This is a genomic window from Mycobacterium deserti, from assembly GCF_025345615.1.
Classification (GTDB): Bacteria; Actinomycetota; Actinomycetes; order Mycobacteriales; family Mycobacteriaceae; genus Mycobacterium; species Mycobacterium deserti.
This window is the reverse complement of record NZ_JAODWD010000003.1, coordinates 788,623-808,347: the sequence shown is the minus strand read 5'-3', so window position 1 is coordinate 808,347 and position 19,725 is coordinate 788,623. Positions and strand designations below refer to the sequence as shown.

The window sequence follows — 19,725 nt, the reverse complement described above, 5'->3', positions numbered from 1 at the left end:
AGCTAGACGGTGAATCCCAGCGCGCGCAGTTGCTCGCGGCCGTCCTCGGTGATCTTGTCCGGGCCCCACGGCGGGTTCCACACCCAGTTGATCTTGATCTCGTTGACCAGCCCGGCGCCGACCAGCGCCGTGCGCGACTGGTCCTCGATCACGTCAGTGAGGGGGCAGGCGGCCGATGTCAGCGTCATGTCGATCAACGCGACGTTGCCCTGCTCCCCCTTCTCGATGTTCAGACCGTAGACGAGGCCGAGGTCGACGACGTTGATCCCGAGTTCGGGGTCGACGACGTCGCGCATCGCCTCTTCGAGGTCGGCAATCATCTCTTCGTCAGGCACTGCGGTGTCGCTCATTGTCTTCCTCCAGTTCTTGGCTCGCCTGCGCGAGTGCATCCTTGAAAGCCATCCAGCCCAGCAGCGCGCATTTCACCCGCGCCGGATACTTCGCGACACCGGCGAACGCGATGCCGTCTCCGATGACGTCTTCGTCGCCGTCCACCCTGCCGCGCGACGACACCATCTCGGTGAACGCGGCGACCGTCTGCAACGCATCGCCGACGCTCTGGCCGATCACCTGATCGGTGAGCACCGATGTCGAGGCCTGGCTGATCGAGCAGCCGACGCCGTCATACGACACGTCCGCGACGTGTTCGCCGTCCTCGCTCAGGGCGACCCGCAACCGGACTTCATCACCGCAGGTGGGACTGACCTGGAACGACTCCGCTCCGAACGGCTCGCGCAACCCGCGGTTGTGCGGATGCTTGTAGTGATCGAGGATCACTTCCTGATAGATCTGCTCGAGCCGCACGTCAGTCCCCGCCGAAGAATTCAACGGCCCGCCGCACGCCGGCAACCAGGCGGTCGACCTCGTCGGGGGTGTTGTAGACCGCGAACGACGCGCGCGCGGTCGCCGCGATCCCGAATCGGCGGTGTAGCGGCCATGCGCAGTGATGGCCGACCCGCACCGCGACACCGTCGTCGTCGAGCACCTGACCGACGTCGTGGGCGTGGACTCCGTCGAGCACGAACGACACCGGGGAGCCGCGGTTCTCCATCGACAGCGGACCAACGATGCGCACACCGTCGACTTGTGACAGTCCGTCCAGCGCCCTCTCGACCAGGTGAGCCTCGTGGGCCGCGACGGCATCCATGCCCACCTCCCGCAGATACCTCGCGGCCGCGGCCAACCCGACGACCTGAGACGTCATCGGCGTGCCCGCCTCGAACCGCTGCGGAGCCGGTGCGTAGGTGGTCTCTTCCATCGTGACGGTTTCGATCATGGACCCGCCCGTGATGAACGGCGGCATCGCGTCCAGCAGAGTCCGCCGCCCGTAGAGGACCCCGATTCCGTTCGGACCCAGCATCTTGTGACCGGAGAACGCTGCGTAGTCGACGTCCAGCTCGTGAAGATCGACGGGCTGGTGCGGAACGGACTGGCAGGCATCGAGCAGCGTCAGGGCGCCGACGGACTTCGCGCGGCTCACCAGCTCGACCACTGGGGCGATAGCACCGGTGACATTCGAATGATGGCTAAATGCAACCACTTTGACGCGTTCATCGAGCGACAGCGAATCCAGGTCGATGCGTCCGTCGGGAGTGACGGAGTACCACTTCAGCGTCGCGCCGGTGCGACGCGCCAGCTCCTGCCATGGGATCAGGTTGGCGTGGTGTTCCAGTTCGGTGGTGACGATCACGTCACCGGGGCCGACGGCGCGCTCAAATCGATTGTCGCCCAAAACATAGGACACCAGATTGATGGCCTCGGTGGCGTTCTTGGTGAACACCAGCTCGTCGACGTCGGCGCCGACGAACGCCGCGATGTCGGCGCGGCCCTGTTCATAGGCGTCGGTCGACTCCTCCATCAGCTGGTGCGCTCCGCGATGCACCGCGCCGTTGGAAGTCAACAGGAACTCGCGCTCGGCGTCGAGCACCTGCAGCGGCCGTTGCGACGTCGCACCGGAGTCCAGGTACGCCAGCTGACGCCCCCCGCGCATGACCCGCTTGAGGATCGGGAAGTCCGCGCGAATGGCGGACACATCCAGATTCGCCGCGGTCGTCATGGTCAGGCTCCGACGGCTTGGGTGAACCGCTCGTAGCCGTTCTCCTCGAGCTCGTCGGCCAGCTCGGGACCGCCGGACTCGACGATGCGACCGCTGACGAACACGTGCACGAACTGCGGCTGGATGTAACGCAGGATGCGGGTGTAGTGGGTGATCAGCAGCACGCCGCCGTTCTCGGCAGCGGCGTAGGAGTTGACCCCCTCGCTGACGACGCGCAGCGCGTCGACATCGAGGCCGGAGTCGGTCTCGTCCAGGATCGCGATCTTCGGCTTGAGCACCGCCAGCTGCAGGATTTCGTGACGCTTCTTCTCGCCACCCGAAAAGCCTTCATTGACACTGCGTTCGGAGAACGACGGCTCGATCCCGAGGCCCTCCATAGCTCCCTTGACCTCTTTGACCCAGTGCCGCAGCTTCGGCGCCTCGCCCCGGACGGCTGTCGCGGCGGTGCGCAGGAAGTTCGACATCGACACGCCCGGCACCTCGACCGGGTACTGCATAGCCAGAAACAGCCCCGCGCGGGCGCGCTCGTCGATGCTCATCGCGAGCACATCCTGGCCGTCCAGCGTGATCGAACCCGAGGTCACCGTGTACTTCGGATGGCCGGCTACGGCATACGACAGCGTCGACTTCCCAGATCCGTTGGGTCCCATCAACGCGTGTGTCTCACCGGAGTTCACGGTGAGGTCGACGCCCTTGAGGATCGGGATGTCGGTCCCGTCCTCCTTGGAGACGACGCTGACGTGCAGGTCTTTGATTTCCAGTGTGGTCATTGCTGCGACTTTCCTTCGGTCAACTCGAGTTCGTGTTCAATGGCCTCGGTGAGGCGGTCGCGCACGGCGGGTACGGCGATCTTCTGGATGATCTCGCCGAAGAAACCGCGCACGACAAGCCGCCGGGCCTGGTCCTCGGGGATGCCGCGGGCCTGCAGGTAGAACAACTGCTCGTCGTCGAATCGTCCAGTGGCACTGGCGTGTCCAGCGCCGGCGATCTCACCCGTCTCGATCTCCAGGTTGGGTACGGAGTCGGCACGGGCGCCGTCGGTGAGCACCAGGTTGCGGTTGGTCTCGAACGTGTCGGTGCCGCTGGCCGCGGCCCGGATCAGCACGTCGCCGATCCAGACGGTGTGCGTATCAGGTTTGTCCGACGCCGGATCACCCTGCAGCGCACCCTTGTACGTCACGTGCGAGCGACAGTTCGGCTGGGCGTGATCGACCAGCAGACGTGTCTCGAGATGCTGGCCGTCGTCGGCGAAGTACAGCCCGAGGAGTTCGGCGTCGCCGCCGGGCGCGCAGAACCGCACCCGTCCCGTCAACCGGACCACGTCGCCACCGAGGGTGACCGCAGCGTGGCGCAGCACCGCGTCCTTGCCCAGGACGGCATGGTGCGTGCTGACGTGCACGGCGTCGTCGGCCCAATCGGCGATCGACACCACCCGCAGCGTTGCGCCATCACCCACGATGAACTCGACGTTGTCGGCATAGGTTCCACCGCCGCGCTGGTCGATGACGATGACCGCTTCAGCCAATTCGCCGACCCGCACCTGGAGGTGGCCGAACGCGACCTTGCCCTCACCCGGTCCGGTCACGGTGATCTCGATCGGATCACGCACGACCGTGCCCTTCGGGACCTCGACCAGGGTCGCGGTCTCGAACGACGAATACGCTTGCGCGGCAACGCGGTCGGCTGGCGCCCCGGCCTCGCCGAGGCGTGAGTCGTCACGGCTCGTCCGATCGACCCAGACGTCGTCGGGTGTCTGTACCTCGATCGTCGCGGCGCCGGTGGCGACCGCAGAGCCGTCGTGCAGGCCGCGCAGGCGTTTCAGCGGCGTGAACCGCCAGAGCTCGTCGCGGCCGCCGGGGACCTCGAAGGCCTCGACGTCGAAGGAGGTGAAGAGCTCGCCCTTGTTCTGACCCTCGACCGCTGTCGTCAGGTTATGACTCAACCGACAGCGCCTTCCATCTGCAGCTCGATCAGCCGATTGAGCTCCAACGCGTACTCCATCGGGAGCTCCTTGGCGATCGGCTCGACGAAGCCGCGCACCACCATGGCCATCGCCTCGTCCTCGGTGAGGCCGCGGCTCATGAGGTAGAACAGCTGGTCCTCGCTGACCTTGGACACCGTGGCCTCGTGACCCATGGTCACGTCGTCCTCACGGATGTCGACGTAGGGGTAGGTGTCGCTGCGGCTGATCGTATCGACAAGCAGCGCATCGCATTTCACGCTTGCGCGCGAGCCGTGCGCGCCCTTGTTGACCTGGACCAGGCCGCGGTAGGACGCGCGACCGCCACCGCGGGCCACCGACTTGGACACGATGTTGGACGACGTGTTCGGCGCCAGGTGCAGCATCTTCGCGCCGGTGTCCTGGTGCTGACCCTCGCCCGCGAACGCGACCGAGAGCACTTCACCCTTGGCGTGCTCGCCGGTCATCCAGACCGCCGGGTATTTCATGGTGACCTTCGACCCGATGTTGCCGTCGACCCACTCCATGGTGGCGCCGGCCTCGGCGCGGGCCCGCTTGGTGACCAGGTTGTAGACGTTGTTCGACCAGTTCTGGATGGTCGTGTAGCGGCAGCGACCGCCCGGCTTGACGATGATCTCCACGACGGCCGAGTGCAGCGAGTCGCTCTTGTAGATCGGCGCGGTGCAGCCCTCGACGTAGTGCACGTAGGCGTCCTCGTCGACGATGATCAGTGTGCGCTCGAACTGGCCCATGTTCTCGGTGTTGATCCGGAAGTAGGCCTGCAGCGGGATGTCGACGTGCACACCCTTCGGCACGTAGATGAACGAACCGCCGGACCACACCGCCGTGTTGAGCGCCGAGAACTTGTTGTCGCCGGCGGGGATCACGGTGCCGAAGTACTGCTTGAAAAGCTCGGGATGCTCACGCAGACCGGAGTCTGTGTCGAGGAAGATGACGCCCTGAGCCTCGAGATCCTCTCGGATCGAGTGGTAGACCACCTCGGACTCGTACTGGGCCGCGACCCCGGACACCAGACGCTGCTTCTCCGCCTCAGGGATGCCCAGCTTGTCGTAGGTGTTCTTGATGTCGGCAGGCAGGTCGTCCCATGTGGCCGCCTGCTTCTCGCTGGACCGCACGAAGTACTTGATGTTGTCGAAGTCGATGCCCTCGAGGTTGGAGCCCCAATTCGGCATCGGCTTCTTGTCGAAGGTGCGCAGTGCGCGCAGGCGGGTCTCCAACATCCACTCGGGCTCACTCTTTTTCGCCGAGATGTCGCGCACCACCGCGTCGGACAGCCCGCGTGCGGCGGCCGCGCCCGCGACGTCGGAGTCCACCCAGCCATAGCCGTACCGGCCCAGCGAGGCGATGGCCTCGTCCTGGCTGAGCGGCTCGCCTAGCTTGTGAACCTCGGGGGTGGTCGTCATGTCGACGCTCCTTGCTTGCTTGAGGGCTGTTGGGTGCTCGTGTCAACGAGCGGGACGTGAGTGGTGCACGCGCAGTCACCGTTGACGATGGTCGCGAGCCGCTGTACGTGGGTACCCAGGATGTCTGCGAACGCCTCGCGCTCGGCCTCGCACAATTCCGGGAACTCTTCGGCGACGTGTGACACCGGGCAGTGGTGCTGGCACAGCTGGATTCCGTGGATCGGCCCGCTTGCCGGTGTCAGCGAAGTCACAGTGGTCGCGTAACCAGCGTCGCTCAGTGCCGCGGCCACGTTGTCCGCAGTCTTTTCAACGTCATCGGACCCCTGACTTACTCCCGCCAGGATGCTGTCGATGCGACGTCGCGCGAAAGTCCGCACCGCGTCGTCTCCGCCGATCTCGCGCAGCTGACGAATGGCGGCTACGGCGAGGTCGTCGTAGGCGTGGTCCAGCTTGGCTCGGCCCTGCGCCGTCAATCGATAGCGGCGGGCCGGCCTGCCGCGGCCATGGTGCTGCCACGCCGCCGCCGCGCTGGACTGCGCGTCGCCCGCGTCGATCAACGCGTCGAGGTGTCTGCGCACACCCGCGGCAGAGATGCCGAGGCGGTCGCCGATCTCGCCCGCCGTGACCGGTCCGGACTCCAGCAGAAGCTGGACGATCGCGCCACGCGTGTGGCGGTCGGCGCCCGGATCGAATTTCACAACACTATTGTGACGGAATTCCGAAACCCGGTAAAGCAAGGGCACCCTAACGGGTGACGACTGCCATATTGCGGGCGGCTACGCTGCACTGATGGCCCGCGTCCGGTCCCTGAGCTCGTCGATTGCCACGTGGCATGCTGACGAGCGAACGGTGGGCTCCCCGCTCAACGACGCCGAAGTGATGGCACTGCGCCGCACGCGCCTGTTCGGTGCCGCCGGCACGGTGGTGATGACGATCGGCGCGCTCGGCGTCGGCGCCCGCCCGGTGGTGCAGGACCCCACCTTCGGCGTGCGGCTGCTCAATCTTCCCTCGCGCATCCAGACAGTGTCGCTGACCATGACGACCACCGGCGCGGTGATGATGGCCCTGGCCTGGCTGATGCTCGGCCGCTTCGCGCTCGGCAAGCGGCGCATGACGCGCAGCCAACTGGATCGCACCCTGCTGCTCTGGGTGCTACCACTGCTGATCGCGCCGCCGATGTACAGCCGCGACGTGTACTCGTACCTGGCGCAGAGCGAGATCGCGATCAAAGGCCTTGACCCGTACCGCGTCGGCCCGGCCACCGGTCTCGGTCTCGACCACGTGTTCACGCTGTCGGTGCCGAACATGTGGCGCGAGACGCCTGCGCCGTACGGCCCGTTGTTCCTGTGGATCGGTCAGGGCATCTCGGCGGTGACGGGCGAGAACATCGTCGCCGCGGTGCTCTGTCACCGGCTGGTGGTGCTGCTCGGGGTCGGCCTGATCGTGTGGGCGACGCCGCGACTGGCCCGCCGCTGCGGAGTCGCCGAGGTCAGCGCACTGTGGCTGGGGGCGGCCAATCCGCTTCTGATCATGCATCTGGTCGCAGGCATCCACAACGAGGCGCTGATGCTCGGCCTGATGCTCGCGGGCACCGAGTTCGCGCTGCGCGGTGTCGACGCCAGCGTGCGTCTTCTCCCCCGGCCGCTGCGCTGGCCGCGCGAGCGGGTCGATTGGTTGCGCTGGTATCCACTCACGATGCTCGTGACAGGCACGGTGCTGATCGCGATGTCGTCGCAGGTCAAACTGCCCTCACTGCTCGCGGTCGGGTTCGTCGCGATGGCGCTGGCGTGTCGATGGGGTGGGACGTTCAAGGCGTTCGTGCTCGCCGGCGGCTCACTGACCGCGATCTCCGTCGCCGTGATGGCCGTCGTCGGCTGGGCCAGCGGCCTCGGATTCGGCTGGCTGTTCACCCTCGGCACCGCGAACGTGGTGCGCAGCTGGATGTCGCTGCCCACCCTGCTCGCATTGGGCACCGGTCAGGTGGGCATTCTGCTCGGTCTGGGGGACCACACGACGGCGGTCCTGGGCCTCACCCGTGCGATAGGCGTGTCCATCATCGCGATCATCGTGACGTGGCTGCTGTTCGCTGTGTTGCGCGGACGGCTCCACCCAGTCGGCGGGCTGGGCGTCGTGCTCGGCATGACCGTGCTGCTGTTCCCGGTGGTCCAGCCGTGGTACGTCCTGTGGGCCGTCATCCCCCTCGCCGCATGGGCCACCCGTCCCGCGTTCCGCAGCACGACGATCGCGGTGACGCTGGTGGTCGGCATCTTTGGTCCCACTGCCAACGGCGACCGGTTCACGTTGTTCCAGATCCTGCTCGCCGTAGTGGCCAGCACGCTCATCGTGCTGCTGATCATCGGCATGACCTACCACCGGTTGCCGTGGCGCGAGGTGCCCGGATCCGACCAACGCGACCGCGAGGCGGAAGCCGCCGACGCCGCGGAGCCACGAGAGCCACCGCCGCCGCGCGCGGTGAGGTCCGACGCCTACGCTGAATCCCCGTGACCCCCCGCTCGTCCACCCCCGTGCGTCTGCGCGGGGTCAGCAAGCGGTACGGGTCGACGACCGCGGTGGCCGGCCTCGACTTCGACGTGCAGACCGCCGAGGTGTTCGCACTGCTCGGCCCCAACGGCGCGGGCAAGACGACGACGGTCGAGATGTGCGAAGGCTTCCTCAAACCCGACTCGGGCACTATCGAGATTCTCGGGCTGGACCCGGTTGGCGACAACGCCGCCGTCCGAGAACGCATCGGGGTGATGCTGCAGGGCGGCGGTGCGTATCCGGCGGCGCGGGCGGGCGAGATGCTCAACCTGGTTGCCGCCTATGCCGCCGACCCGCTGGACCCGAAGTGGCTGCTGGACACACTCGGACTCACCGAGGCCGCCCGCACGACCTACCGGCGGCTTTCCGGCGGACAGCAGCAGCGGCTCGCGCTGGCGTGCGCGGTGGTGGGTAGACCGGAACTGGTGTTCCTCGACGAACCCACCGCAGGCATGGACGCTCATGCTCGAATTATGGTGTGGGAGTTGATCAATGGACTGCGCCGCGACGGGGTGACGGTCGTGCTGACCACCCATCAGCTGACCGAGGCCGAGGAGTTGGCCGACCGCATCGTCATCATCGATCACGGTGCCGCGGTGGCCAGCGGTACGCCGGAGGAGTTGATGCGCAGTGGCGCGGAGAACCAGTTGCGCTTCCGCGCGCCGCGCATGCTTGATCTCTCCCTACTGGTAACCGCGCTGCCGGAGTCCTACAAAGCCACCGAAACCGCGCCGGGCGAGTACCTGGTGGAAGGCCACATCGATCCTCAGGTGCTTGCGACGGTGACGGCATGGTGCGCGCGGCTCAACGTGCTGGCCACCGACATGCGGGTGGAGACGCGCAGCCTCGAGGATGTGTTCCTGGACTTGACCGGACGGGACCTGCGGTCGTGACGACGAATCGCTTTGCGCCGGGCACCTTCACGCCCGACCCGCGGTCGGCGACCGTGGCGAAGATGCTCACCGCGCAGTTCGCGTTGGAGCTGAAGCTGCTGCTACGCAACGGCGAACAACTTCTGCTGACCATGTTCATTCCGATCACGCTGTTGATCGGCTTGACGCTGCTGCCGCTGGGCGACTTCGGCGAGGACCGAGCGGCCACGTTCGTGCCCGCGATCATGGCCCTGGCGGTGATCTCGACGGCGTTCACGGGTCAAGCCATCGCGGTGGCCTTCGACCGCCGCTACGGCGCGTTGAAGCGGCTCGGCGCGACCGCGCTGCCGGTCTGGGGCATCATCGTAGGCAAGTCACTGGCCGTGGTGACGGTGGTGTTCCTGCAGTCGATGTTGTTGGGCACCATCGGGTTTGCGCTCGGCTGGCGACCGCACATCATCGGCCTGGCTCTCGGCGCGGTGATCATCGCTCTAGGCACGGCTGGATTCGCCGCGCTCGGTCTGCTGCTCGGCGGCACACTGCGCGCTGAGATCGTCCTCGCGGTGGCCAACCTGCTGTGGTTCGTCTTCGCCGCGCTCGGCGCACTGACGCTCGAGGGCGGCATGGTGCCCAGCGGGCTGCAGTGGGTCGCGCGGTTGACGCCTTCTGGTGCGCTCACCGAAGCGCTGTCTCAGGCCATGACACCGTCAGTGGACTTGTTCGGTCTGGCCGTACTCGCGGTCTGGGGCACCGTTGCCGGGTTGTGCGCGCTGCGCTGGTTCCGCTTCACCTGAGTGCAGCGCCGGCAGCAGGTATTCGAGCTGGCCGACCTCTTCGATGTTGTGCTTCACCCAGGCGCGGACCTTGGTGTCGGGGAACCGGTGACGCACGATCCGGTTGACCGGGGCCAGCACCGCAGCCCGGGGACCCAGGTCCATCACCGTGACGTAGTGGGCCCCGTCGGCACCCGCCGACCAGGTGTGCTCGAGCTGAAAGACGGGCACCCCGGCCACGCGCTTGACCAACCGGATGCCCGTTTCGTCGAGTTTCTCGACGCGGGCGACCTCGTCGATCGTGAACTCGGGCCTGCCGCCGAACGCCTCGACCATGCGGAAGCGAGCACCTTCGGCCGCTCCTCCGCCTGGTGCCGATCGCGCGAGCTCCCATGTGATGTGGTCGATCGGGTGCCAGGCGAGGTAGCGGTCGATGATCTCGCCGCCGTAAGACATCGTGCCGCCGAGATGGGTGAACCAATCCAGCAGCATCGCGGGTGTCAGCCCAGCCAGCGGCCGGTGATCGATGGTCACCCGCCGGCGACCGTGGGGCGCGTTCGTGATCCGGACCGTGGCGGTATCGACGGAACGCAGCGGATAGAGCACTGGACGAGACATCGAGACTCCCGAGATACGAATTCGTTTCTTATATCACCGACCCTAGACCCGTGCGATAAGATACGCAAGCGTATCTTCTGGGAGGTTTGATGAGCCGTCGCCGCGGCGAGGAACTCGAGTCCGCAATCCGGTCCGCAGTGCTGCGACTCTTGGCCGAGCGCGGCCCGGGCGGCGTGACCATGGAATCCGTCGCGGCCGAGGCGCGCACCAGCAAGCCGGTTCTCTACCGGCGATGGCCCGACCGGACGAGCCTGCTGCGTGACAGCCTGCTCGGCGTCGCCACGGCCGCCATCCCTCATGACGACACGGGCAGCTACCGCGAAGACATGCTGGCCGTCCTCCGCGGTTGGGCAGCGCTGTTCACCGGCCCCCACGCAGCCGTGATCAGGGCAGCCGCCGCCGCGGCCGTCAACGATGCGGAACTCACCGCGACGTTCCGGGACGACGTCATCGGCTGGCGCAAGCAGGAAATGGCCGCGCTGCTGCACCGGGGCATCGCCCGCGGAGACGTGCGCGCCGACGTACCGGTCGACATCGCCCGCGAACTGGGCCAGAGCGTGCTGTGGCATCGACTGCTCATCACCGGCGACGAGATCACCGACGAGCTCATCGTGGCGCTGGTCGACGATGTCCTGGTGCCATTCGTCGCGCCTCGTCCGGACCGCTACTACGAGCTGTAGTTGCGCTGCTCTACCATCGATGTGTGCGTCGCGCCTTCTTGCGGCTGGTCGACCTTCTGCCGCTGCCCAGTCTGCGGGTCCAGCGCGTCGTCGCTCTTCTCGTCATCCTGACCCAGGGCGGCATCGCCGTCACCGGCGCGATCGTCCGCGTCACCGCTTCAGGGCTCGGCTGCCCGACGTGGCCGCAGTGCTTCCCCGGTAGCTTCACCCCGGTGCCGGTGGCCGAGGTGCCCGTCGTGCACCAGGCCGTCGAATTCGGCAACCGGATGATCACCTTCCTCGTCGTGCTGACGGCCGCGGCCGCGGTGCTGGTCGTCGTCCGCGCCCGGCGCCGACGCGAGGTGCTCGTCTACGCCTGGCTGATGCCGGCGTCGACGGTCGTCCAGGCGGTGATCGGCGGCATCACGGTGCTCACGGGGCTGCTGTGGTGGACCGTCGCGATCCATCTGCTGGCCTCCATGACGATGGTGTGGCTGTCGGTACTGCTCTTCGTCAAGATCGGCGAGCCCGACGACGGTGCCCCGACCCGTTCGGTACCGAAACCGTTGCGGCAGTTGACCTTCCTCAGTGGCCTCGCGCTGGCAGCGGTTCTGGTCACCGGCACCCTCGTCACAGGCGCAGGCCCGCACGCCGGAGATAAGAGCATCGACGCCCCGGTACCGCGGCTCGAGGTCGAGATCGTCACCCTCGTGCAATTGCACGCGACGTTGCTCGTGGCCTATCTGTCACTGCTGATTGCGATGATCTTCGGGTTGCGCGCAGTCGCCGCGCCGCGCCATGTCGTGCGGCGTCTCGCTGTGTTGTTGGCGGTGGTCGCCGTGCAGGCGCTCGTCGGACGTGTGCAGTACGCCCTCGATGTGCCCGCAGCACTGGTCGCGGTCCACGTCGCGGGGGCCGCGATCTGTACGGCGGCGACCGCCGCACTATGGGCGTCGATGCGAGAGCGGACCAAGCCCGAGCCGATCCAGGGTGCGCTCGACCCCGACGACGAACTGCCGCTCGCGGCGCCCCCGCGTGGCGGCATCTAGCTGACGCCAGCCGAGCGACGGCTCGACGAGTTCGAGCTCGAGAAGCCGCGGATCCTGGCGTCCGCCGATGACGTCGACCCTGGCGTACAGCAGTTCGCCGACATCGATCCGCAGGTGCGCGGCCGCCGCGGCCACCGCGGAATGACCGACATCCCAGACCTCGAAGTCCGGCTCTGCCGGCGACAGTGTCTCCTCGGCGTAGGTGCCCGACGCGTCGAAGTCCGGCCGACCGTCCGCGGGCAGGATCGGGCCCTTCGTGAACGCGTGCGACTGCTCGCCGCCGAGGAAGACGAGCGCGGTTTCGCCGTCCTGCACCCGCGCGTCGTACGGTTGCACCAGTACTGTGCGCCCGCTCGCATGAAGCTCACAGGCATGGCGCCGAGCGGCAGCACCGTCGGTGAACCGCTGCGCGCCAACACTTCCCACCCCGATCGCCGGTTTGACGACGACTTCGCCGCCCGGCAGCGCCACGTCTTCACCGGGGGCGAAGAATTCACTCGGCACCGTCGGCACGCCGGCGTCCGCGAGGTCGGACAGGTACCGCTTGTCGGTGTTCCACACCACGACGTCGCGGGAGTTGACGAGATTGCGGACATTTCGCGTCCACTCGAGGAACTCGTCAAGCCGGTCGATGTAGTCCCACGTGGCTCGCATGATCACCAGGTCGGCGTCGAGTGTGGCGGGGTCGTCCCACGGCAGCCACCGGGCGTGCAGGCCGCGTTGGCGCAGCGCAGGCACGAGCCCGGCGTCGTCCCCGTCGCCGTCGGGCAGCGCCGGGCAGGACGCCAACACGATGCGCGGATGAAACACGTCGGGCCGGGCGAGCTTCACAACTGCAAGGATATTGGGAGGATGTGAGCATGCACGCCATCGAAGTCGCCGAGACCGGCGGACCTGAAGTCCTGACCTACGCCGAGAAACCACAGCCCTCACCCGGTCCCGGGGAGGTGCTGATCAAAGCCGAAGCCATCGGCGTCAACTTCCTCGACACCTACTTCCGGTCCGGACAGTATCCGCGCGAAACGCCGTTCATCGTCGGCAGCGAAGTGTGCGGGACCGTCGAAGCGGTCGGTGACGACGTCGCCGCGCTGTCGGTCGGCGACCGGGTCGTCACCGCGCAGGCAAACGGCGCGTACGCCGAATACAGCGTTGCGCCTGCCGATTTCGTTGCCTACGTGCCGGACGCGGTGAGCCCGGAGGTAGCCGCCGCGTCGTTGCTCAAGGGTATGACTGCGCACTATCTGCTGAAGTCGGTGTACCCGGTGGCCGAAGGCGACGCGGTGCTCCTGCATGCAGGGGCCGGTGGTGTCGGCCTGATCCTCACGCAGTGGGCGACCAGCATGGCCGTCCGCGTCATCACCACGGTGTCCACCCCGGAGAAGGCCGAGTTGTCCCGCCAGGCCGGCGCGGTCGAGGTGCTCGACTATCCCGAAGACCCGGCGGAGTTCGGCGCCAGGATCAAGGAGCTCACCGACGGCGGTGTCGCGGCCGTGTACGACGGTGTCGGCGCAGCCACGTTCGAGGCGAGCCTCGCCAGCCTGGCCATCCGCGGCACGCTGGCCCTGTTCGGGGCGTCCAGCGGCCCCGTCCCGCCGTTCGACCCGCAGCGGCTCAACTCGGCGGGCTCGCTGTTTCTGACTCGGCCGACGCTCGTGCACTTCACCCGTACGGCCGACGAGTTCTCGTGGCGTGCAGGCGAATTGCTCGAGGCGATCGCGAACGGAACCATCAACGTGACGGTCAGCGAGCGGTATGCGCTGGCCGACGCCGAGCAGGCCCATCGCGACCTGCAGGGCCGCAAGACGGTCGGATCGGTGGTGTTGGTGCCCTAGCCGCCCGGTGTGCCTAGTGCCCGAGCAACGTCGGCAGGCCCAGCACCGAGTCCACCGCCAGCGCGCAGAACACCACCGCCAGGTAGTTGTTCGACTGCAGGAACAGCCGTAGCGGTTTGATCGCCTCGCCGCGGCGCACGCCGCTGTAGAGCTGGTGGGCCATCACCAGGAACCAGGCCCCCGCCAGCAGCGCGACCGCCGCGTACAGCCAGCCGGTGGTCAGGGCGAGCGCCGAAGTGGCGACGACGGTCAGCCACGTGTAGACCAGGATCTGCTTGGTCACCTGCTGCTCGGTGGCCACCACGGGCAGCATCGGCACGCCTGCGGCCTGGTAGTCCTCCTTGTAGCGCATGGCGAGCGCCCAGGTGTGCGGGGGTGTCCAGAAGAAGATGATCGCGAACATCACCAACGCGGGCCACTGGATGGTCCCGGTGACCGCGGACCAGCCGATCATCACCGGCATGCAGCCGGCCGCCCCGCCCCAGACCACGTTCTGCGACGTCCGGCGCTTGAGCAGCAGGGTGTACACCAGCACGTAGAACGCGATGGTCGCGCCGGCCAAGTGCGCCGAGAGCAGGTTCGTGGTCCACCACAGCCAGAAGAAGGCGCCGACCGACAGCGCCAGGCCGAAGATCAACGCGTGACTGCGCGGCACCGTCGCCCGCGCAAGCGGTCGTCGCGACGTGCGCTTCATCACCTTGTCGATGTCGGCGTCGGCGACACAGTTCAGCGTGTTGGCGCCCGCGGCGGCCAGCAGGCCGCCGACGAGCGTGTTGAGGATGAGCAGTGGGTCCACGGTTCCGCGGTCGGCCAGCAGCATCGCGGGAATAGTCGTGACGAGCAGAAGCTCGATGACCCGCGGTTTCGTCAACGAGACATAGCCAAGGAGCGTGTCGCGGAATCGGCGGGGCGCCCTATCGATGAGGTGCCCTTCGCGAATTCTCACGCAGTTAACTCCTGTCGAAATGGCGATGCGCACGTGAGGAGCAGAAGATGCTGCAGCGCGCGGCGTCTACTACAGACGATGGTAGACCGCGCCTTGACGGCGGCCTAATCGTCCCCCAGCAGCCTGCAGCGGATGACCTATGCGCACTAGGGTGTTTTTAACGAGCAGCTCGAAGAGCTCGACCCCGACCAGGAGTAGCACCTGTGACCACGCTCGAAGAAATCTCCGCCCTCACCCGCCCCAATCACCCCGACGACTGGACCGACCTGGACTCGGTTGCAGTGGACACAGTTCGGGTGCTCGCGGCGGATGCGGTGCAGAAGGTCGGCAACGGCCATCCGGGAACGGCCATGAGCCTCGCACCGCTGGCCTACACGCTGTTTCAGCGTCAGATGCGCCATGACCCCAGCGACGTGCACTGGCTCGGGCGGGACCGCTTCGTGCTGTCGTGCGGGCATACCAGCCTGACGCTGTACATCCAGCTGTACCTCGGCGGCTTCGGGCTCGAACTGTCCGACATCGAGGCCTTGCGGACGTTCAAGTCCAAGACGCCCGGACACCCGGAGTTCCGCCACACCAAGGGTGTCGAGATCACAACGGGCCCACTCGGGCAGGGCCTGGCGTCGGCCGTCGGGATGGCCATGGCGTCGCGGTATGAGCGGGGGCTGTTCGACCCCGATGCTCCCCCCGGCGAGAGCCCGTTCGACCACTACATCTACGTGATCGCCTCCGACGGCGACATGGAAGAGGGCGTCACCAGCGAGGCCTCCTCGCTGGCGGGCACCCAGCAGCTCGGCAACCTGATCGTGTTCTACGACCAGAACCAGATCTCGATCGAGCACGACACCAACATCGCCCTCTCCGAAGACGTGGTGGCCCGCTACCGCGCCTACGGGTGGCACGTCCAGCAAGTCGAGGGCGGCGAGAACGTCGCCGGCATCGAGCAGGCCATCGCGGAGGCCAAAAAGGTCACCGACAAGCCGTCGTTCATCGCGGTGCGCACGATCATCGGCTATCCCGCGCCGAACAAGATGAACACCGGCGGGGTACACGGGTCGGCGCTCGGCGAGGACGAGGTCGCCGCCACCAAGAAAGTGCTCGGCTTCGACCCGGACAAGACGTTCGAGGTGCGGCCCGAGGTCATCGAACACACCCGCAAACTCGTCGACCGGGGCCGGGAGGCGCACGAGAAGTGGCAGCCGGCGTTCGACGCCTGGGCCGAGCGCGAACCGGAGCGCAAGAAGCTGCTCGACCGGCTCACCGCCGAAGAGCTGCCCGACGGCTGGGACGCCGACCTGACGTACTGGGAGCCCGGCTCCAAGGCGGTGGCCACCCGCGCCGCGTTCGGCCAGGTGCTCAACGACGTCGCACCCAAGCTCCCCGAACTGTGGGGCGGCTCGGCCGACCTGGCCGGCAGCAACAACACCACGATCAAAGGCGTCAAGTCCTTTGGTCCGCCGTCCATTTCGACTGACGACTTCACGGCCGACTGGTACGGCCGGGTGCTGCACTTCGGCATTCGCGAGCACGCAATGGGCTCGATTTTGTCCGGCATCGTGCTGCACGGTCCGACGCGCGCCTTCGGCGGGACGTTCCTGCAGTTCTCCGACTACATGCGTCCGGCGGTCCGGTTGGCGTCGCTGATGGACATCGACACGATCTACATCTGGACCCACGATTCGATCGGTCTCGGCGAGGACGGACCGACGCACCAACCGATCGAACACCTGGCGGCGCTGCGGGCCATCCCGAACCTCTCCGTGGTGCGGCCCGGCGACCCGAACGAGACGGCGTACGCGTGGCGCAGCATCCTGGCGCGCGGCAACGGCAGCGGGCCGGTGGGTTTCATTCTGACCCGACAGGGCATTCCGGTGCTGGAGGGCACCGATCCCGACGGCGTCGCGAAAGGCGGCTACGTGCTGGGCGGCGCCCCGGCCGAGAAGCCCGACGTGGTGCTGATCGGCACCGGGTCGGAGCTGCAGTTGTGTGTCGAAGCGCAGAAGCTGTTGGCGGACAAGGGAATCACCGCGACGGTGGTGTCGATGCCGTGCGTCGAGTGGTTCGAGTCGCAGCCGGCGGAGTACCGCGACAGCGTCCTGCCGCCGGCCGTGTCGGCGCGCGTGGCCGTCGAAGCTGCGGTCGCGCAGAGCTGGTACAAGCTCGTCGGCGACACCGGCGAGATCGTCTCGATCGAGCACTACGGCGAATCGGCCGACGACAAGACGCTGTTCCGTGAGTTCGGCTTCACTCCCGAGGCCGTGGTGGCCGCGGCGGAACGCTCCATAGACAACTGATATCGACAAGTCCTGAAAGGCACAGAAATGGCACAGAATTCGAATCTCGCGGCGCTGTCCGCGGCGGGCGTGTCCGTATGGCTCGACGATTTGTCCCGCGACCGGTTGCAGACCGGCAACTTGAAAGAGTTGATCGACACCAAGAGCGTCGTCGGTGTCACCACCAACCCGTCGATCTTCCAGGCGGCGCTGTCGAAGGGTGACGCGTACAACGCGCAGGTGTCGGAGCTTGCGGAACGAGGCGCGGACGTCGACGCCACGATCCGAACCGTCACTACCGACGACGTCCGAGACGCCTGCGACGTCCTGGCCGACGTCTACCGCAACTCTGACGGCGTCGACGGTCGGGTGTCGATCGAGGTGGATCCGCGGCTGGCACGCGACGCGGACAAGACGATCTCACAGGCCGTCGAGTTGTGGAAAATCGTCGACCGGCCGAATCTCTTCATCAAGATCCCGGCGATGAAGGAAGGCGTTCCCGCTATCACCGCCGTACTGGGCGAGGGGATTTCGGTCAACGTGACGCTGATCTTCTCCGTCGAGCGTTATCGCGCGGTGATGGACGCCTACCTCGAGGGTCTGGAGAAGGCCAAGGAGGCCGGCCACGACCTGTCGAAGATTCATTCGGTCGCTTCGTTCTTCGTCTCCCGCGTCGACACCGAGATCGACAAGCGGCTCGAAGAAATCGGTACCGACGAGGCGTTGGCGCTGCGCGGTCAGGCCGGTGTGGCCAACGCCCGCCTGGCCTACGCCGCCTACGAGGAGATCTTCGTCGGTGGGTCGCGGTTCGAGGCGCTCAAGAGTGACGGCGCACGCGTCCAGCGTCCGCTGTGGGCGTCGACCGGTGTGAAGAACCCCGACTACTCCGACACCCTCTACGTGACCGAGCTGGTCGCCCCCAACACCGTGAACACGATGCCGGAGAAGACGATTGACGCCGTAGCCGACCACGGTGTCATCACCGGTGACACCGTCACGGGCAAAGCCGACGAGGCACAGGCCGTCTTCGACAAGCTCGAGTCGGTGGGTATCGACCTCACCGACGTGTTCCTCGTTCTGGAGAACGAGGGTGTCGAGAAGTTCGAGAAGTCATGGCTCGAACTGCTCGAAGCCACTAAGGGCCAGCTCGACGCCGCGAAGAAATGAGCGGCTGGGTCAATCCGCTGCGCGACAAGCGCGACAAGCGGATGCCCCGCATCGCGGGACCGTGCGGCGTCGTCATCTTCGGCGTGACCGGCGACCTGGCCCGCAAGAAGTTGATGCCGGCAATCTACGATCTCGCCAACCGCGGCCTGCTACCCGCAAGCTTCTCCCTGATCGGCTTCGCCCGACGTGACTGGGAGCATGAAGATTTCGGCCAGGTGGTCTACGAAGCGGTGAAACAGCACGCGCGCACCCCGTTCCGTCAGGAAGTCTGGGACCGGTTGGCCGAGGGAATCCGGTTCGTCCAGGGCACCTTCGACGATGAGGAAGCGTTCGGGCGGCTTGCCGAGCAGCTCGACAAGCTCGATGCCGAGCGCGGCACCAGCGGCAATCACGCCTTCTACCTGTCGATCCCGCCGAAAGCCTTCCAGCAGGTGTGCGAGCAGCTGCAGAAATCCGGTCTGGCCCGTCCGCAGGAAGGTCGCTGGAGCCGGGTCGTCATCGAGAAGCCGTTCGGACACGACCTGCAGAGCGCGCAGGAGCTCAACGGCGTCGTCAACAGCGTGTTCCCCGAGGAATCGGTGTTCCGTATCGACCACTACCTCGGTAAGGAAACCGTCCAGAACATCCTCGCGCTGAGGTTCGCCAACGAGTTGTACGAGCCGATCTGGAACAACAACTACGTCGACAGCGTGCAGATCACGATGGCCGAGGACATCGGACTCGGCGGCCGCGGCGGCTATTACGACGGAGTCGGCGCGGCGCGCGATGTGATCCAGAATCACTTGCTGCAGCTGCTCGCACTGACCGCCATGGAAGAGCCGGTCAGCTTCGGTCCGTCGGAACTGCAGGCAGAGAAGATCAAAGTGCTCTCCGCCACCCAGCCGATGCAGCCACTGGATCAGACGACCGCTCGCGGTCAGTACGCCGCGGGCTGGCAGGGCAGCGAGAAGGTCGTCGGACTGCTCGAAGAAGAGGGCTTCTCCGAAGACTCCATCACGGAGACCTATGCGGCGATCACCGTGGAGATCGACACCCGCCGATGGGCAGGCGTCCCGTTCTTCCTGCGCACCGGGAAACGTCTGGGTCGCCGTGTGACTGAGATCGCGCTGATATTCAAACGCGCCCCGCATCTGCCGTTCGACAAGACGATGACCGAGGAACTCGGTCAGAACGCGTTGGTGATCCGGGTGCAGCCCGACGAGGGCATCACCACCCGGTTCGGGTCCAAAGTCCCCGGTAGCGCGATGGAGGTCCGCGACGTCAACATGGACTTCTCGTACGGTTCAGCGTTCGCCGAGGACTCCCCCGAGGCGTACGAGCGGCTCATCCTCGATGTGCTGCTCGGCGAGCCGTCACTGTTCCCGGTGAACAAAGAAGTCGAAATGTCTTGGGAAATACTCGATCCGGTGCTGGACCATTGGGCCTCGCAAGGAAAACCCGATGCCTACGAAGCAGGTACGTGGGGGCCGGCATCGGCCGACGAGATGATGCACCGCATGGGTCGGGAATGGAGGCGGCCGTGAGCCCGCAAGGCGACCATGCGCGAGCATCGCAG

General features: G+C 66.6%; 19 protein-coding genes. 9 read left to right on the top strand and 10 right to left on the bottom strand.

Annotated features, from left to right (window positions below):
- Positions 1 to 2 precede the first annotated feature (2 nt).
- From N4S67_RS15370 to N4S67_RS15340, 7 genes are read right to left on the bottom strand one after another with little or no spacing between them, the layout of a single operon-like run.
- Complete coding sequence (locus N4S67_RS15370; RefSeq protein ID WP_260993818.1) at positions 3 to 350, bottom strand: metal-sulfur cluster assembly factor; 348 nt, start codon at positions 348 to 350, stop codon at positions 3 to 5.
- Positions 328 to 804 (bottom strand): Fe-S cluster assembly sulfur transfer protein SufU, encoded by a 477-nt coding sequence (gene sufU / locus N4S67_RS15365; RefSeq protein ID WP_260993817.1) that lies wholly within the window; start codon positions 802 to 804, stop codon positions 328 to 330. Before sufU ends, N4S67_RS15370 begins: the two co-directional genes overlap by 23 nt.
- Position 805: 1 nt before the next feature.
- Entirely contained in the window at positions 806 to 2,056 is a 1,251-nt protein-coding gene (locus N4S67_RS15360) for a cysteine desulfurase (protein WP_260993816.1), read from the bottom strand.
- 2 nt (positions 2,057 to 2,058) lie between these two features.
- Complete coding sequence (gene sufC / locus N4S67_RS15355) at positions 2,059 to 2,826, bottom strand: Fe-S cluster assembly ATPase SufC (protein WP_260993815.1); 768 nt, start codon at positions 2,824 to 2,826, stop codon at positions 2,059 to 2,061.
- Positions 2,823 to 3,998 carry a Fe-S cluster assembly protein SufD gene (gene sufD, locus N4S67_RS15350; RefSeq protein WP_260993814.1) on the bottom strand — a complete coding sequence of 392 codons (1,176 nt, stop codon included), beginning with the start codon at positions 3,996 to 3,998 and terminating at the stop codon, positions 2,823 to 2,825. Before sufD ends, sufC begins: the two co-directional genes overlap by 4 nt.
- Positions 3,995 to 5,440: a Fe-S cluster assembly protein SufB gene (sufB, locus tag N4S67_RS15345; protein ID WP_260993813.1), complete on the bottom strand. Its 1,446-nt coding sequence runs from the start codon at positions 5,438 to 5,440 to the stop codon at positions 3,995 to 3,997. Before sufB ends, sufD begins: the two co-directional genes overlap by 4 nt.
- On the bottom strand, positions 5,437 to 6,138 hold the full coding sequence (locus N4S67_RS15340) for a helix-turn-helix transcriptional regulator (protein ID WP_313959950.1): 702 nt from the start codon (positions 6,136 to 6,138) through the stop codon (positions 5,437 to 5,439). The genes sufB and N4S67_RS15340 overlap by 4 nt, the downstream gene beginning before the upstream one ends.
- Positions 6,139 to 6,229: 91 nt before the next feature.
- On the opposite strand from N4S67_RS15340, the gene mptB reads away from it, so the two are divergent.
- From mptB to N4S67_RS15325, 3 genes are read left to right on the top strand one after another with little or no spacing between them, the layout of a single operon-like run.
- Positions 6,230 to 7,945 carry a polyprenol phosphomannose-dependent alpha 1,6 mannosyltransferase MptB gene (mptB, locus tag N4S67_RS15335; RefSeq protein WP_390893372.1) on the top strand — a complete coding sequence of 572 codons (1,716 nt, stop codon included), beginning with the start codon at positions 6,230 to 6,232 and terminating at the stop codon, positions 7,943 to 7,945.
- The gene (locus N4S67_RS15330) at positions 7,942 to 8,874 is read left to right on the top strand and encodes an ABC transporter ATP-binding protein (RefSeq protein WP_260993812.1); all 933 of its coding nucleotides are present in this window, start codon (positions 7,942 to 7,944) and stop codon (positions 8,872 to 8,874) included. Before mptB ends, N4S67_RS15330 begins: the two co-directional genes overlap by 4 nt.
- A complete protein-coding gene (locus N4S67_RS15325; RefSeq protein ID WP_260993811.1) occupies positions 8,871 to 9,647 on the top strand; it encodes an ABC transporter permease in 777 nt (258 codons plus the stop codon). The genes N4S67_RS15330 and N4S67_RS15325 overlap by 4 nt, the downstream gene beginning before the upstream one ends.
- Here N4S67_RS15325 and N4S67_RS15320 read toward each other — a convergent pair.
- Entirely contained in the window at positions 9,561 to 10,244 is a 684-nt protein-coding gene (locus tag N4S67_RS15320; protein WP_260993810.1) for a hypothetical protein, read from the bottom strand. The two genes, N4S67_RS15325 and N4S67_RS15320, sit on opposite strands and share 87 nt — an antisense overlap.
- Before the next feature lie 89 nt (positions 10,245 to 10,333).
- Here N4S67_RS15320 and N4S67_RS15315 point away from each other — a divergent pair, with 89 nt between their 5' ends.
- On the top strand, positions 10,334 to 10,924 hold the full coding sequence (locus tag N4S67_RS15315) for a TetR/AcrR family transcriptional regulator (protein ID WP_260993809.1): 591 nt from the start codon (positions 10,334 to 10,336) through the stop codon (positions 10,922 to 10,924).
- A gap of 44 nt (positions 10,925 to 10,968) precedes the next feature.
- Complete coding sequence (locus tag N4S67_RS15310; RefSeq protein WP_260994054.1) at positions 10,969 to 11,952, top strand: COX15/CtaA family protein; 984 nt, start codon at positions 10,969 to 10,971, stop codon at positions 11,950 to 11,952.
- Here N4S67_RS15310 and N4S67_RS15305 read toward each other — a convergent pair.
- Complete coding sequence (locus tag N4S67_RS15305; protein WP_260993808.1) at positions 11,848 to 12,783, bottom strand: ATP-grasp domain-containing protein; 936 nt, start codon at positions 12,781 to 12,783, stop codon at positions 11,848 to 11,850. The two genes, N4S67_RS15310 and N4S67_RS15305, sit on opposite strands and share 105 nt — an antisense overlap.
- Positions 12,784 to 12,812: 29 nt before the next feature.
- On the opposite strand from N4S67_RS15305, the gene N4S67_RS15300 reads away from it, so the two are divergent.
- Entirely contained in the window at positions 12,813 to 13,784 is a 972-nt protein-coding gene (locus tag N4S67_RS15300) for a quinone oxidoreductase family protein (RefSeq protein WP_260993807.1), read from the top strand.
- A 13-nt stretch (positions 13,785 to 13,797) separates the two neighbouring features.
- Here the strand turns inward: N4S67_RS15300 and N4S67_RS15295 are convergent, their stop codons facing one another.
- Entirely contained in the window at positions 13,798 to 14,730 is a 933-nt protein-coding gene (locus N4S67_RS15295) for a heme o synthase (protein WP_260993806.1), read from the bottom strand.
- A gap of 203 nt (positions 14,731 to 14,933) precedes the next feature.
- Between N4S67_RS15295 and tkt the strand changes: the two genes are divergently transcribed.
- From tkt to zwf, 3 genes are read left to right on the top strand one after another with little or no spacing between them, the layout of a single operon-like run.
- A complete protein-coding gene (gene tkt / locus N4S67_RS15290) occupies positions 14,934 to 17,024 on the top strand; it encodes a transketolase (protein ID WP_260993805.1) in 2,091 nt (696 codons plus the stop codon).
- Positions 17,025 to 17,051: 27 nt separating this feature from the next.
- Entirely contained in the window at positions 17,052 to 18,170 is a 1,119-nt protein-coding gene (tal, locus tag N4S67_RS15285) for a transaldolase (RefSeq protein WP_260993804.1), read from the top strand.
- On the top strand, positions 18,167 to 19,693 hold the full coding sequence (gene zwf, locus N4S67_RS15280) for a glucose-6-phosphate dehydrogenase (RefSeq protein WP_260993803.1): 1,527 nt from the start codon (positions 18,167 to 18,169) through the stop codon (positions 19,691 to 19,693). Before tal ends, zwf begins: the two co-directional genes overlap by 4 nt.
- The last annotated feature ends 32 nt before the right edge of the window (positions 19,694 to 19,725 follow it).